This window comes from Mesorhizobium captivum (assembly GCF_033977165.1).
GTDB lineage: Bacteria > Pseudomonadota > Alphaproteobacteria > Rhizobiales > Rhizobiaceae > Mesorhizobium > Mesorhizobium captivum.
The window spans coordinates 1-14,644 of sequence record NZ_JAVIJB010000027.1 but is presented as its reverse complement, the minus strand read 5'-3'; the positions used below and the strand labels follow the sequence as shown (position 1 = coordinate 14,644).

Sequence of the window (14,644 nt, the reverse complement as noted above, 5' to 3'; positions counted from 1 at the left end):
TCTATGCGCTTGTGGCAGAGTGGCCTGGGCACGCGGCCCATGGTTCGTCACAGAGGACGCTCGCGAAGCGCTTGGTGGCAAATTGAGCATTGTCGCCCTTCCCATCGAGAGCTTCGGCGTGAGCCACAAGGGTTGCGTGCGCGACCACAACGAGGACAACTACCTTGTCGAGCCTCGGACGGGCCTTTGGGTGGTGGCCGACGGGATGGGCGGGCATGAGGCCGGCGAGGTCGCCTCTGCCAGCATCGTCGACCATCTCGCGACGATCGGCATCGCAAGCTCGGCGCCGGACCTTCGCGCGCGTTTCGAGGACCGGCTGAGCCGCGCCAATGCCGAGATCCGCAACATATCGCGATCGCGCGGCATCACCATCGGCTCCACCTTCGCCGCCCTGCTCGCGATGGACGGGCGGTTCGCGGGCCTATGGGCCGGCGACAGCCGCATCTATCTGGTGCGCGGCGGGGCTATCTCGCAGATTTCGAGGGACCATACCGAAGTCCAGGAACTCCTCGATCGCGGCATGATCAGCGCCGAGGAAGCGCTGGTCTGGCCGCGTCGCAATGTCATCACACATGCCGTCGGGGTCAGCGACGAGCTCGAGATCGATTTCCAGCAAGGCGAATTGATGCCGGGCGATGTTTTCGTTCTGAGCACCGACGGGCTTACCGCGCATGTCAGCGACGCCGAGATCGAGGCGGCGGTCAAGTCCGCGCCGCCGCAGGCGGCGTGCGAGAAGCTCCTGGAGACGGTGCTCGCGCGCGGCGGGACGGACAATGTCACCATCGTGCTGGTCAAGGTCGGCGACGGGCGCAACGGACCGCTTCATGCAGGTCGGTCCAGGGCGGAAGGCTGAGATAGATGAGCGACGACGACAATAAGACGCGGATTTCGCCTAGCCTCGCCTATACCGGCGTCGGCACGCAGCTCAGCGGCATCTACGAGCTCGACGAGCGGATCGCGTCCGGCGGCATGGGCGAAGTCTATCGCGGCCACAACATCCAGACCGGCGATCATGTCGCGATCAAGATCGTGCTGCCCGAGTTCGCCCGCGACCAGACGATCCTGTCCCTGTTCCGCAAGGAAGCGTCGATCCTCAACCATTTGTCGCATGATGCGGTGGTGCGATACCACGTCTTCACCATCGATCCGGGGATCGGCCGTCCCTACCTCGCCATGGAGTTCGTGGACGGCCAGTCGCTATTCGATGTCATGCGGCGCGGTCCCATGTCGCCGCCCGATGTGCGCAGGCTTTGCCATCGCCTCGCCTCGGGATTGAGCGCCGTGCATCAGGCCGGCGCGGTCCACCGCGACCTCTCCCCCGACAACATCATCCTGCCCGGTGGCCGGGTCGAGCGCGCCAAGATCATCGACTTCGGCATCGCGCGCTCGGCGAATGTCGGCGGCGAGACGCTGATCGGCGGGAAGTTCGCCGGCAAATACAACTACGTCTCGCCTGAACAGCTCGGCCTCTATGGCGGCGAGGTCAGCGAACAGTCCGATATCTACAGCCTCGGACTGGTGCTGGCCGCCGCGCTGCGCGGAAAGCCGCTCGACATGAGCGGCTCGCAGTATGAGGTCGTCGAGAAGCGCCGGACAGTGCCGGACCTGTCGGATATCGACCCCGACTTCCGCATGCTCATCGAAGCGATGCTGCAGCCGGATCCTCGCGAACGGCCGGCAAGCATGGCCGAGATTGCCAGGGCAACGCGCGACGACGATCTCGATGCGACCTTGCCACCGCCCGCATCTTTCGCGCCGCGCGAGCGCTCGGGCCTGCCGCGCGCCGGCTGGACCTCGCTGCCGAATTCCAGCCCCCCGGCTTCGACGGTTCCCGGCGAACCACGCTTCGTCCCGCATGTACGGCCGGCGCTTCTGTCCGAGCCGCGGCCTTCGCCGCAGGCAATTCCGCCGCGAGCCGCCACGGCTGCGGTGCAGAAAAAAGCTTCGAGGACCCCAGCCATCGCCGTCGGCGCGGTGGCGGCGCTGGCTATCGTGGCGGGCGCCGGGCTCTATTTCAGTGGCGTCATGTCGCCTCAGCCGCCGGTGACCGAAAAGCTCACGCCTCTTGCGCCGAAGCCTTCGGCAGAACCTGTGACGGAGGCACCCAAGCCTCAGCCAGAGCTGGCGAAGCCCCTGCCACCGAACCCCGACAATGCCACTGCCAATGAACCGGCAAAGCCTGTTCAGACTACGCCATCACAAACAAAGGCCGAGGTGTCCCCCGTGGAAAAGCCGGCGGATGCGGCGGCCAATCAGACGCCGGCACAGCCTGCCGAAATTCCCGAGCCGACCCCGAAACCTCAGCCGTCGGCCGCAGAGGTCCAGCCCGCCGAAAAAGCGCCACCGGAGGCCCAGTCGGGGAACCTCCCCAACAATCAGGCGCCGATGCCGCAGCCAGCTGAGACCGAGCCTGCGAAACCGTCAACCCAGACGTCACCGCCGCCCACTCCCGCACCGAAGGCTGCGGACAGCCAGAGACCGGCGCAACCGGCCGGCGAGCCGCCGGCCGCCAAGCCCAGGGTATCGGACATCATCGAAGCTCTGTCCAAGCTGCCCAAACCACTGACCCCCTCGCCTACGGAAAACCATGCACAGGCGTCGCCTCCCACCCAGCCGACCGCACCCGAAGCGCCGGCCAGCCAGCCGGCAACTCCGAGCGCGTCGACACAACCGGCCGCACTGCCGCAGCAGCCGCCTGCAGCCAAGGAGCCTCAGAATACGGACGTCGCCATCAACCTGCCCAAGCCGCAGGTTCCGCCGCCGACAAACGAGCTGGCTCAGCGCGCCTCATGGGTGCGCGACTTCAGCGGCGGCGACTGTTTCTATGCGAGCCTGACATCGGCAACGGACAGCGCCGCGGCAATCGAAGGTTTTGGAACCGCCGTGCAGCCCTTCGAGCAGATGCTCAATGATTTCCAGGCGAAATTCCATCTCGAGCCGGACATCAGCGTGCGCCTCATCGACCGGCCGCAATGCGAGGTGACCAACTTCCTGCGCTTTCTCGATCGGAGCGGGGCCGAGCGGCCGCAACTCGTTCTCGACCGGATGTCCGTGCCGGACGGCTCGCCGATCAGCGGCACGCTGGCGACGCGCGGCGGGCTCATTTCCAACGTGATGCTGATCGATCACAAGGGTATCGCCTTCAACCTCGACGACCGTATGGTCGCGCAAGCGGACAAGGCGACGTTCAGCATCCCGATCGGGCTCGGCGGCGCGGACAAGGCGGCCGGCAAGGCCGCGCCGCAGATCATGTTGGTCATCACCGGGCCCAAGGACATCCAGGCCGCAATGTTCTCGCGGCCGACGCCGGCCTCGGAGCTGTTGCCCAAGATCCTCGAGGAGATCGAGGCCGACGGCTCCCAGTTCTCCGCCACCGCCAAGTATTTCCGGCTTGGCGGATAGACATGGACGACGATGGAACTCCGCGGCCCGCGTTCATTGTCCCAACTACGGCTACGCAGGAAGCGTGGTTGGCTTACTCTGCCTCACCGGGCGAGGCTTGCCGCGTTTCTTGGCGCGGCGCTGCTCTCGTTTTTTTTCACCGACCGGGCCCATGCCGAATTCACCGTCTGCAACCAGACGCTCGACGTCGTCAATCTCGCCGTCGGACAGAAGGTCGACGATGCCGACCAGACCGACGGCTGGTGGACGATCGGCGCCAACCAATGCGTCAACGTCATCCGCGAGGAGCTGACCAACCGCTACATCTACATCTATGCGACCGACGTCTTCGGTCACGCGATCCTCAACGGATCGATCGATATGTGCATCGACCGGCGCCGCTTCTCGATACGCGGCATCGATGAATGCTGGCAACGCGGCCATATCGCCGCGCGCTTCATCGAGGTCGACACGCTCGAGCAGGTGCGCTGGACCTATTTCCTGACCGGAAACAGCCCGTGACGCACAGCATCGACACGAGCTTCAAATTGAAGAAGCAGGCGCGCCTGGCCGAGCGCCGGCGCAAGCTCTGGCGCTGGGTCCTTTCCGGTGTTGCCACGATTGCCGTCGTTTCGATCGCGGCGGGTTTCTACCTTACCAAGGACTACTGGTCGTTCGGCGACGAGGACGAGGAGTTGCACCCCGTCGAGGGCATGGAAGACGTGCCGCCCGACGCTTCGGTTTATGTGCCGGCGATCATCGACCTCGCCGGAGACCCGATGTGGATCACGCTCGCCCCCGACGCCGACACAGCAACAAAAGGCCGCACGGTCGCGCGTCCTGCCGAGCTCGACAGTTCCGGCGCCTCGCCGCAGATCGAGATCCTCTCCGACGCGATGCTGAGCGCCAGCGAAAAATTCATGACGACAATTCCGTCGACGCAGGAGGATTTTGCATTCTTCCAGGCGCAACGGCAGACCGCGCCGAAGCCTCCGGCTATGGCGCCTGACGATCAGCAAGCCGTGCCTCCAGCTCCGGCTGCAACCGACGATCAGCAAGGCGATCTGGAGAACGACCTGCAGCCGGCGCCAGACGAGGGCGAAGCGCCTGCCGGTTCAGCGCCCAAGGCAGACGCCGACGATCCGGAGGCCGGCTGGGGCGAGACCGTCGATCAGGGGGAAGCCGCCCTACCCGCCTTCAAGAAGACCGCGATCGAAAACAATACGACCGTCGCGACCGTCACCAGCGAATACCAGCGTTTCGAGGCGACCGAGGACACGTTCGTAAAAATCCTCAACGACCGCAGCCTGGACGGCGTCGTCGCCGATGCGCATTTCTCCGCCGACGACGCGAAGCTGGCGGGCCAGGCGCTGAAGTCGCTGTTCAACCGCGACGGATTGCAGGCGGGCTACGTGGTGGCCATGCGCGGCTTCAGGCCGAACCGCGAGACGGCGACCATGTCGCTCATGCAGATCTCGATATATGCCAGGAACGTCTATGTCGGCACGCTGACGCGCAACGCGGCGGCAGCATTCGTGTCGGGCGTCGACCCCTGGGTGCGCGAGGACCTGTTCAACTATTCAGGCGCTTCCGACGAAGGCGGGCCCAAGCGGCAGTACCGCCTGCTCGACGCGATCTATTCGACGGCCGCCCGCAACAAGGTCCCGACCAGCGTGATCGGCGAGGCGATCATGTATCTGTCGCGGGGACAGGATCTCGACGCCTTCGCCAGCGAGGACCAGCGCCTGGTGCTGATCTACTCGCGGACGCCGCGCGGCCAGGGCGAGATCTCCGGACGGGTTCTTTATGTCGGCGTCCAGGGCACGGAGAAGAGCCTCGACTGTTTCGTCTTCCAGCAGAGCGACGGGCAGTATGCATGCGTCACCGGCAATGACGAAGTTCGTTCGCTGACCGTCACCAACGGCATGGTCACGCCGGTCGCCGGGGTGATGACCTCCACCTTCGGCCCGCGCAAGCATCCGATCCTCGGCACGGTTCGCATCCACAAAGGCGTCGACTGGGCCGCTCCGGTCGGCACGCCGATCGTGGCCGCCTTCGACGGCGAGATCACCTTCCAGGGCGATGGCGGCGGCTATGGCAACCTGGTGAAGATCGCGCACGCCAACGGGCGCGAGACGCGCTACGCGCATATGCAAAAATTCGCCATCGCGAGCGGCGTCGGCACCAAGGTGAAAGCCGGCGACGTCATCGGCTATATCGGCACCACGGGGCTTTCGACCGGACCGCATCTGCATTTCGAGCTCTACCAGAGCGGCGAGGCGATCGACCCGCTGGGGACGGTCACCACGGTCGCCGCCTACGCTTCCGGTGGTTCCGGCGGTTCCGGCGATGCAGCCGTCGAGACGCTGACCGACCGCATCGTCCATGTCGAAAGCGGCGGCAGCGCGCGGGCCAAGAACCCGCTTTCGTCGGCGACGGGCGCCGGGCAATTCATCACCAAGACGTGGGTCCGGATGATGAACACCTACCGGCCCGATCTCGCCCGTTCGCTGTCGACCGCCGACCTGCTGGCGCTTCGCTACGACGCCACGCTGTCGCGCGAGATGGTGCGCAACCTGGCGCGCGAGGGCGAAGCCTATCTTCGCGCCCGCGGCCACCAGATCACCGCCGGGCGACTCTATCTCTGCCATTTCCTGGGCATGGAAGGCGCGGCCCAGGTGCTGGGGGCGCCGGGCTCTTCGCAATTGAGCGCCGTGCTCGGATCAGCCGTCATCCAGGCCAACCCTTTCCTGACCGGCAAGACGGCCAGCTATGTCGTCGACTGGGCCGAACGGAAGATGGGTCAGAAGGTGACCCGCGTGGCATCCGATCAGAGCCAGCAGACGACCACGACGCAGATCCGGCAGACATCGCCGGAGTTCGAAAAATACAAGCAGGCCGTCACGGCCCTCATAAACTCGATCCAGACTACACTTTAAGCCTGGGCTCCGGCGCCAGGCCATTGGTGTCGCTGCCGCCCGATGTTATCATAGCGCTCTTTTTTCGGGCTCCTTGTGAACCAAAACTGTGTTCGAGATCACATACGCCCAAGAGCCATTTTTGGCAGAAGCGAAATTTAGCATGCGCAGACACCGATAGCGCGCCCCGTGGGGCGGAGGGCTGATCCATGAAAACGTTCGCCGTGCTTGTGAGTGGATTTATCCTGTTTGTCCTTGCCGCGTTCAGCGCAGAGGCCGCCACGCCCGAAGCCGCCAAGCGCGTCGCGCTGGTCATCGGCAACAGCAAATATGTCAACGCGGTGCCGTTGCCCAACCCGGCCAACGACGCGCAACTCATCGCATCGACGCTGCGCAATGCCGGCTTCGACGTGATCGAAGGCGTCGACCAGGACAATCAAGGCATGCATAGCCTGATCAGCCGGTTCACCGAGGAATCCTACAATGCCGACCTCGCCGTCATCTTCTATGCCGGGCACGGCATGCAGGTCGACGGCAAGAACTACCTGATCCCGGTCGATGCCGAGCTGACGTCGCCCGCCTATCTCAAGACCCGCACCGTGCAGATCGACGAGTTCATGGCGGCGCTGCCGCCAGATCCAGCCGTCGGCGTCATCATCCTCGATGCCTGCCGCGACAATCCGCTGGCAAGGACGCTGGCCGCCTCGCTGCCGAAGAGCCGCTCGCTCGGCGCCGGCCTTGCGCCGGTCGAAGCGAAAGCGGACGGCGTCGGCACCGGCGGCGTGCTCATAGCCTACGCAACAGATCCCGGCGCCATCGCCTTCGACGGCAACGGCGTCGACAGCCCCTATTCGCTGGCTTTGGCCAAGCACCTGACCGAACCCGGCATCGAGATCCAGAGCGCCCTGACGCGCGTGCGCGGCGAGGTGACGGAAGCCACGCAAGGCCGGCAACGGCCCTGGCACAACGCATCGCTGGGGCGCGAGGTTTTCCTGGGCAAACCCGCGGCGGAAGCCGCGCCAGTCGCGGCACCGGTGGCCGATGCGGCCAAGACGACGGCGGCGGCCGCCCCTGCCCCCGTGGCCAGCGAGCCGCCCTCCTGGGAAGTCGAGCAGCGCCTGTGGGACGAGGCCTCGAAGAAGAATGCCATTCCGTTCTACGAGGCCTATCTCGAACAATTCCCGAACGGCCGCTTCGCCACGGTGGCCAAGCTCAACATCGATCAACTGAAGGACCCGAAGGCCAACAAGCAGGTCGCGGCCCTCGATGCGAATGGGGCTGACGCCAATGCCGGTTCGGCCGTGCGCACTTCGGTGGGCATCACCGACGCAATGAAGCAGACGCCGGGCACCGAGCAGACGGAAGGCGCGATCGGGCTCGATCGCGACGGCCGCATCGACCTGCAGCTGCGCATCGAGGCGCTGGGCAACGAGCTTGGCCAGGTCGACGGCAATATCGGTCCGCGGACGCGCCAGGCGATCGGCGTCTGGCAAGGCAAGAACGGCCTGCCGCAGACCACCTATCTGACGGGCGAGCAACTGGCGTTTCTGGTGATCCAGACCGACCCGATGATGGATGCTATCCGCGCCAAGAATGCCGCCGACCAGGCACGCGCGGCGGCGCCGAAGAAGCCGGTAGCGCAGAAGACCCGCACGCTGAAGCCGGTGGTGGCCCAAAAGCCGCGCAAGAAACAGCAGCAGGTCGTCCAGCGCAGGCGCAACAGCGAGACCGTGGTTCGCGAGGAAGGCCCGCCGCCGAACGACAACAACGACTTCCTGACCAAGGCGCTGATCTTCGGCACCGGTGTCGCGGTGGGCGGCGTGCTCAACAAGCCCTAATTTAATTGTCTTCACGCGATTCCGGACGGAAAACCGCCACACCCTTTTCCTGGAATTGCTCTAACAGAAAACGGAAGCCCAGCCTGTTGAGGCTGGGCTTCCGTTTGATTGCTTTGCGCAGGTCGGTGACTTGCGCCGGCCCTATTCCGTCCTGATCCGCATCTCCACCCGGCGGTTGACCGGATCGTAGGGATTGGCGACGCGCGGGTGCGACTTGCCCAGGCCGATCGCCTCGAGCCGAGCGGCCTGAACGCCGTTCGCGGTCAAGAAGGCAGCCACCGACTGCGCCCTTCTTTGCGACAGGTCCTGATTGTAGCGCGTTGACCCGGAAGCGTCGGTATGGCCTTCGACGACAAAGCTGAACGTGCTCAGCCGGTTGTCCCTCAGCGCCTTGGCGAACTCGTCGAGCTCGGTGCGCGCGGTCTGGTCGAGCTGGGCGGAATCCAGCCCGAAATTGATCATCATATCGAGCCCGGTTTTGCTGGGCCCCGCGTTCTTGTCGTTCTTGCTCTTACATTCTTCCTCGGTGCCGACGCAGATCCCGCGCGACGCGCCAAGATTGCCCGCGCCGGTGAAGAACTTCACGATGTCTTCGGATTTCTGAAGCGGATCAGCGGAAACGTGCGTCGAAAAAAGCACGGCCGCCAATGCAAAGGCTGAGCTGGCCAACCGCATGACCGTTACTCCTTGTTTGAGCGGATCTCGCTGCGGCGGAAAATACCAAATTTCGCGGCGGTTGTCTGTGAACAAACACACGCTTGGCGCGGCCGCTGTTTGTTAAGCTAATGCTTGACCAGCGCCGCGCTGGGGCTTCAGTATCTTCTTCCTAGTGAGGGCGTGGCAGCCATGGCCAAGGGGCTTCGGTTCAGGACGGCGCGGGATCTCTTCAGCGCTTGCCCTGCCGTCGCCCGGGACATGAAGGCCGCCCCCACCGACCAGCCTTCGATCGAGTTTTGCCGCGCGCTGCTGGCCGGGCGTGTGCCGGAGGAGGCAATCACCTTCTGCGCCTACCTCCTGCCCGAGCGGGCGGCGGTCTGGTGGGCGCATGAGTGTCTGAGCAACCTTGCGGAACTCCTCGGCGACAGGGATCTCGAATTGCTGGCGCTTGTCCGCGATTGGGTCGGCGAGCCCGGCAACCTGGACCATCGCACGGCGGTGGCCGAGGCCGTGGAGGTGCCACCGGTGACGCCCGTTTCCTGGATCGCCCTTGCGGCGGGTTGGCGCGACAGCGGTCCGGTCATTGACCAGGCAGCCGGATTTCCCACCGCCCATGCTGTCAGCGCGGGGATTCTGGCCGGGCTTGCGCGGGTATCGCTCGCGGACCGTTTTGCCGTGCTTTCAGCCTTCGTCGAAATGGGTATCCAGATGGCCGAGATGGAGGCGCAACAGCAATCGGCCGACGCCTATTAAAGCGCGTCGCGTCGAAGGCAACGCGCTTTTTTAGTTAGGCTCAAGCTCGGTCAGATACCCGCGTTCACTTGCAGCCGCCTTGCGCCCATTTCGCCAGCGCCACCTTGAAGCGGGTGCCCAGCGGGTGCTGCAGGCGCAGCACCGAGACATCGTTGGCGGCGAAATTCTTCGCCTGCTCGCACAGTCGCGCCTCGTTCCACTCATGGCAGCCGTCGCAGTGCTTGCCTTCCCAGGCCGACTTGTCGAGCCCCTCGACCGGGCTGAACAGCGGCTTGCCCTTGATCAGTTGGGCGATGCTCTTGCCGTCGATGGCCGGATCGCCGAACTTGACCGGGTGATCGAAAAGGATCGGCTCGTCCGTCGCCAGTTTCGGGATCTTCTGGCGCAGCAGGTTGAGCGCAAGCTGGTCGTCGCTCTGGCCTGGCGCTGCTCCGGTGTTGCGCGTATCGGAGCCTGCTTCGGTCTGCGGGGCGCTCGCCTCGCCGACGATCAGCGGCGCGTTGAGATCGACCTTGTGCAGGACGACCTCGGTGGTCAGCGAGACGTTGAGCCAGGGGCGCTGCTTGCCGGCCGTCGCCTTGAAGACGTCACTGGTCACCCTGTTCATCGCTTCGGTGATGGAGATGTTGGATTCGCCGATATGCTGGATCAGCGCCGCGGTGAAGGGCGAGTGCTCGCCCGATCCGTCAAAGGCAAGCTGGTTCGGACTGGCGGCGAAGGCGACGAGCGTGCCGGCGCCGCCATTCTCGATCGGAATTTCGGCTAGGCCGCTGGCCGCGCCCTTGACGCCCGCAGTCCTGGCCAGCACCTCGGCAAGCGGGTTGTCCCGGCAGGCGTCGAGGAACACCAGCCTGATGCTGGTCTCGCGCGACATCTGGCGCAGCACGAAATCGACCGACACCGCCTCGAAATCGAGCGAGGTCTCGTCCTCCAGCGCGGCATCGACCGGAAGCAGATAGTTCTTGCCCGAGACCTGCAGGCCGTGGCCGGCGTAGAAGAACAGCGCGACGTCGGCGCCGCGCACCTGCTTGGCAAACTGCGCGACGGTCGACTGCGTCTGCTGCTTGCTGAGGTCGAAACCGGAGACTACTTCGAAGCCCAGGTTCTTCAGGCGATCCGCCATGGCCTCAGCGTCACGCACCGGGTTGGTGAGCGGTGCCGCGTGCTGGTATTGCGAGTTGCCGAGCACCAGCGCGACACGGCGCTCGGCACTGGCGGCGGTCAAAGCCAGGAACATGGCAAGCAGCGCGAGCCCGACGGCTCGAAGCAGCCGGCCGCAACGGGCGATTGGGCCGGAGACCATCCCGACCTCAGTTCGCGAGCTTGGTGGCGGAGAATTCGATCCGCCGGTTGAGCGCCTTGTTCTTGGGCGTGTCGTTGGCGGCGACCGGCCGATCCTCGCCATAGCCGGCGGCACTGACCTGGCTGCGCGGCACGCCATCGGCGACCAGCGCGTCGGCGACCGCCTGGGCCCGCCGCTCGGAGAGCGCCTTGTTCGCCTCGGGCGATCCGTCGGAGTCGGTGTAGCCGGACACCTCGACCTTGAGGGCCGGGCATTTGCCGACGACGCCTTCGACCTCCGCCAGCAGCGGGCGGCTCTTCGCGTCGAGCCTTGCGCTCGCCTGCCGGAAGTAGATGGCGCCGGTGCGCGAGAGCACGGCGAACCTGTTGAGACACTCCTCGTCGCTGAAATTCGATTTCGCGGCATCGGTGGCGACGGGCCCGACGTCGGCCGCACTTGCCGCGACGGTCTGGACCGCGGCCGGCTTGCTGCCGTCGGCGGTGAAGACGAAGTCGAAGGACACCGACGCGGTCGGCACGATATTGGTCACATTGGCCGCCTGCTGCAGCTTGTCGACGTTGGGCAGCAGGCCGAAATCCTCGACATGGACCGCGACGGGCGCTTCCGAAGCGACGGAGACCTGGGTGTCGCTGATCATGGTGACGAAGATGCTGGCTTCGAGGTCCTTGTCGACGCCGTGCAGGCTGAGGCGGAAGGGCAAGGTCGCCTTGATCCTGCGTTTCGTCGGCAGGTCGGCGAATGCGGCGGGGTCCACCTTCGCCGTCAGTTCGGCGGTCGGGTACTTGAATGTCTCGAAGAACAGGAAGCGCATGCGGACGTTGCGAAGGTCGACGCCCGTATCGACCGAATTGAGGTCGAAGCTGATCTTGGCATCGCCGGCCGAGCTCAGCGTGCCGGTGATGTTCCTGATCTTGTTGGTCTCGACGATCGTGTTCTTCTTGACCGACTGATAGGTGAGCACCGAAGCGGAGGGATCAAGCGTCCAGTTCGGGGCGGCGTTGGCGGTTTGCGGTCCGAACAGCAGCAAAGCGAACAGCGCGGCGACGATGAGACCCGCGGCCCGTGCGGCGGCTTCCAACCGCATATTCCGCCAGAATGCGACGACTTCGACCATGGAACGCCCCCCAAGGACAACCCTATATCGATACCGGCACGTGACCGGAGCATAGAGCAGTTGCCCCTGCTTGGCGAGCGGTAGTAGTCGCTCTCCAAGTCTAAAATCCTGGCTGCGGAAATGGCTGACAAGACGGAGGCAAGCGAGCGATGGCGAGCAATGCCAAGGTCAAAGCAACGTCGCGACGGGCTGGCTTTCCGTCAAACGCTCATCCCCAACCACCGCTACCACCACCACTGCCGCCGCCGCCACCGCCACCGCCGCCCTGTGGAGGCACGACGACAGGTGTGGTTTCTTCCTGAACGGGTTTGATCAGTTTCTTGCCAGCGGCCTTTTTCTGCGTGACGACCTTTTTCTGCGTGACGACCTTTGGCGCGGTCGTCGTGCGAACGACCTTCGTTTTGTGCTTCGCCGTCGGGGTCGGCTCGACGGTGGGCGTCATGGTCGTGCAGCCCGCGACAGCCAGAGCGCCGGATAGGATTGTTGCGACGATTGCCTGTTTCGATGCCCAGCCCACCGCATTGCCTCCTTGCTGATCAGAACAAGTCCCGGCGCGGATTGGCTTGTTCCCAGACCGCCCTGGCCGTCTTGACCAGTTGATCGTTCAACGAGCCATCCGCCGAAATCTTCGATTTGAGTTCCCCGCGCAGCTGTTTCAGCGCCGCCGTTTTCGCCTTCGCTCCGAATTTCGCCAGAGTGGCCTTTGCGTCGGGAATTTCGTTGCGAAGATCGAGCGCGGCCGCGAATGCAAGATAGCGCACGGCTACCGCCTGGTCGGCCTTGTCGCCCCTCTGCATCTCCATAGCCGCGCGATCATAGGCAGCCGACTGGTCGCCGCGATCGGTCGCCAGCTCGAACAGCCTTTGCGCTTCGGCAAGATCCTGCTGCACGCCGACACCGTCCCTGTACATGCGCGCCAGGCTGCCGGGAGCGTAGGGCTGGCCAAGATCCATGGACTTCTGGAAAAGCGACTGCGCCTGCTTCGGGTCCTTCTCGATCCCCGTGCCGGCGAGATAATTGCGACCGAGCAGGTTCATGGAATACATGTCCTGCCGTTCGACGCCGGCCTTGAGGAAGGCCACGGCGCGGGCTGGATCGGCAGGCACGCCGTTGCGACCTTCCGTGAAGATCGCGGCAAGATCGTTCATGGCATAGGTGTGCCCCATCGCCGCCGCCTTGAGCAGCAGGTCCAGGCCCTTGCCGGTATCGCGCTCGACGCCGTAGCCGTTGAACAAGGCACGGCCCCATGACGTCATCCCGTAGGGATCGCCCTTGTCGGACGCCGCCGCGTAGAAGGTGTTGGCCTGCTTGCGATTGGCAGGCATCCCCGTTCCGGTCGCGTTGAGGTAGCCAAGCTCGAACACAGCGCGGACGTGCCCTTTGTCGGCAGCCTCCTGGATCGCCTTCTTCGCCTCCTCGACCTTGCCGACCGCAAGCAGTGCGCGTCCCAGCTCGTAGCGGAAGCGAGCGACGTCGGGGTAGGCCTTCACCGCCGCCCGGCAGACGTCCACGGCATTGCTGCTGATTTCGTTCGGCAGCAGGCCGGGGACGACGCCCTGCAGGTCGAGAGGCTCGCCGGCCTCCCTGTCGCAGGGCTCGACGCTGGGCGACAGCTTCATCGTTGCCTGTTTTGACGTAGCGTTGTCAGCCCTGATCTCGACACCGACTATGAGTGGTTTGGCTTCGCCTATCTGGGGTTCATAGCGCAGATGATCGACTTCATCGGCCATAAGGCTGGAATCCGGAGACAAGGTCCGGTCCGGCAACGACAGCGTGCCCGTCGCCGGATAGCTCGCGAGCTTCAGGCTGACCGCGGGGTCCTTGGTCGGGAAATCGATCTTCAGCGGAACGGGGCCGACGCCGACCGGGACGGCGATGTCGCGGTTCTCGATCGCCTCGGCGGCGCCGGCGATGTGGATGCCGCGCTCCAGCACCGCTTGCTTCTGCTCTGCCTCGAGCGAGGCGACGAGCTGCTGGCCTTCGGCGCCCTCGCCGTTCTTGACCCGGAACACGAGGATGCCCTGGGATTCGCCACCCCAATTGTCGCGCGTGGCATAGGCCAGCATGTCGACCTCTTCCTGCGCGCCGGAACCCTTTGGCACATCCATCTCGAGGCGCGGCAGATCCTTGCCGGCGATCAGCTGGCCGGTAGCGACAGGCTTGCCGTCCAGCATCAGGCGTCCAAGCGCCGGCGGCCTTTCGATGCTGACGGTGATTGCGCCGCCATCGACATCGACCGGCTCCGGCAGGTCGAGAGCGACAGGCCCGACGCCCGACGGCACGACCTTCTCCAGCACCGGCGGCAGCGCGGGTCGGCTGGCGCGGCGCATCAGCACCACCTCGTCGATCAGCGAGGAGTTTTCCCAAGGGACCTGCTTGCCGTCGGTCGCCTTGACCACGTCGCGGCGCACGGCCGCCATCACGGTGCGTATCTCCTGGTTCGGCGCCAGAGCGCGGCGCGAGAAGGCGGATGAGAATGGACTGAGGTCGCCGGTTCCGTCATAGGCGGCAGCGCCGGGCTCGGTGGCGAAGGCAATCAGCGTATTCAGCGAGCTCTTCACCTGCGCGAGGCCGGCGCCGCCAGCGGCGATCAGCTGATCGCGCAGCCAATAATCCTTGCGCGGAAACGGATTGTTGCGGCAGGCGTCGAGGATGATCACCTGGATCTTCGACTTCGAGC

General features: G+C 65.0%; 11 protein-coding genes. 6 read left to right on the top strand and 5 right to left on the bottom strand.

All coding sequences use genetic code 11. The features are described from left to right. The first annotated feature begins 82 nt into the window (after positions 1-82). From RFM40_RS21690 to RFM40_RS21670, 5 genes are all read left to right on the top strand, one after another. Entirely contained in the window at positions 83-853 is a 771-nt protein-coding gene (locus RFM40_RS21690; RefSeq protein ID WP_320274094.1) for a PP2C family protein-serine/threonine phosphatase, read from the top strand. A 5-nt stretch (positions 854-858) separates the two neighbouring features. Beyond that, the gene (locus tag RFM40_RS21685) at positions 859-3,402 is read left to right on the top strand and encodes a serine/threonine-protein kinase (protein WP_320278181.1); all 2,544 of its coding nucleotides are present in this window, start codon (positions 859-861) and stop codon (positions 3,400-3,402) included. A gap of 12 nt (positions 3,403-3,414) precedes the next feature. After that, positions 3,415-3,903, top strand: coding sequence for a DUF1036 domain-containing protein (locus tag RFM40_RS21680; RefSeq protein WP_430691721.1), 489 nt, complete (start codon positions 3,415-3,417; stop codon positions 3,901-3,903). Further along, complete coding sequence (locus tag RFM40_RS21675; RefSeq protein ID WP_320278180.1) at positions 3,900-6,320, top strand: peptidoglycan DD-metalloendopeptidase family protein; 2,421 nt, start codon at positions 3,900-3,902, stop codon at positions 6,318-6,320. Before RFM40_RS21680 ends, RFM40_RS21675 begins: the two co-directional genes overlap by 4 nt. A 188-nt stretch (positions 6,321-6,508) precedes the next feature. Continuing rightward, the gene (locus RFM40_RS21670; RefSeq protein WP_320278179.1) at positions 6,509-8,137 is read left to right on the top strand and encodes a caspase family protein; all 1,629 of its coding nucleotides are present in this window, start codon (positions 6,509-6,511) and stop codon (positions 8,135-8,137) included. 141 nt (positions 8,138-8,278) lie between these two features. On the opposite strand, the gene RFM40_RS21665 is transcribed toward RFM40_RS21670, so the two are convergent. Further along, on the bottom strand, positions 8,279-8,812 hold the full coding sequence (locus tag RFM40_RS21665) for an OmpA family protein (protein ID WP_320278178.1): 534 nt from the start codon (positions 8,810-8,812) through the stop codon (positions 8,279-8,281). Between the two features lie 171 nt (positions 8,813-8,983). Here RFM40_RS21665 and RFM40_RS21660 point away from each other — a divergent pair, with 171 nt between their 5' ends. Further along, a complete protein-coding gene (locus RFM40_RS21660; protein WP_320278177.1) occupies positions 8,984-9,547 on the top strand; it encodes a DUF6931 family protein in 564 nt (187 codons plus the stop codon). 64 nt (positions 9,548-9,611) lie between these two features. Here RFM40_RS21660 and RFM40_RS21655 read toward each other — a convergent pair whose 3' ends face one another. From RFM40_RS21655 to RFM40_RS21640, 4 genes are all read right to left on the bottom strand, one after another. Further along, positions 9,612-10,850, bottom strand: coding sequence for a caspase family protein (locus RFM40_RS21655; protein ID WP_320278176.1), 1,239 nt, complete (start codon positions 10,848-10,850; stop codon positions 9,612-9,614). 7 nt (positions 10,851-10,857) lie between these two features. Next, entirely contained in the window at positions 10,858-11,964 is a 1,107-nt protein-coding gene (locus RFM40_RS21650) for an OmpA family protein (RefSeq protein ID WP_320278175.1), read from the bottom strand. A 208-nt stretch (positions 11,965-12,172) separates the two neighbouring features. Next, positions 12,173-12,481: a hypothetical protein gene (locus RFM40_RS21645; protein ID WP_320278174.1), complete on the bottom strand. Its 309-nt coding sequence runs from the start codon at positions 12,479-12,481 to the stop codon at positions 12,173-12,175. A gap of 19 nt (positions 12,482-12,500) precedes the next feature. After that, positions 12,501-14,644: caspase family protein (locus RFM40_RS21640; protein WP_320278173.1), on the bottom strand; the 2,144-nt coding region annotated here is incomplete at its 5' end.

Coding starts and splice junctions, on each gene's coding strand:
- RFM40_RS21685 (WP_320278181.1), top strand. CDS start 859: ATGAGCGACGACGACAATAAGACGCGGATTTCGCCTAGCCTCGCCTAT.
- RFM40_RS21680 (WP_430691721.1), top strand. CDS start 3,415: ATGGAACTCCGCGGCCCGCGTTCATTGTCCCAACTACGGCTACGCAGG.
- RFM40_RS21670 (WP_320278179.1), top strand. CDS start 6,509: ATGAAAACGTTCGCCGTGCTTGTGAGTGGATTTATCCTGTTTGTCCTT.
- RFM40_RS21665 (WP_320278178.1), bottom strand. CDS start 8,812: ATGCGGTTGGCCAGCTCAGCCTTTGCATTGGCGGCCGTGCTTTTTTCG.
- RFM40_RS21660 (WP_320278177.1), top strand. CDS start 8,984: ATGGCCAAGGGGCTTCGGTTCAGGACGGCGCGGGATCTCTTCAGCGCT.
- RFM40_RS21655 (WP_320278176.1), bottom strand. CDS start 10,850: ATGGTCTCCGGCCCAATCGCCCGTTGCGGCCGGCTGCTTCGAGCCGTC.
- RFM40_RS21650 (WP_320278175.1), bottom strand. CDS start 11,964: ATGGTCGAAGTCGTCGCATTCTGGCGGAATATGCGGTTGGAAGCCGCC.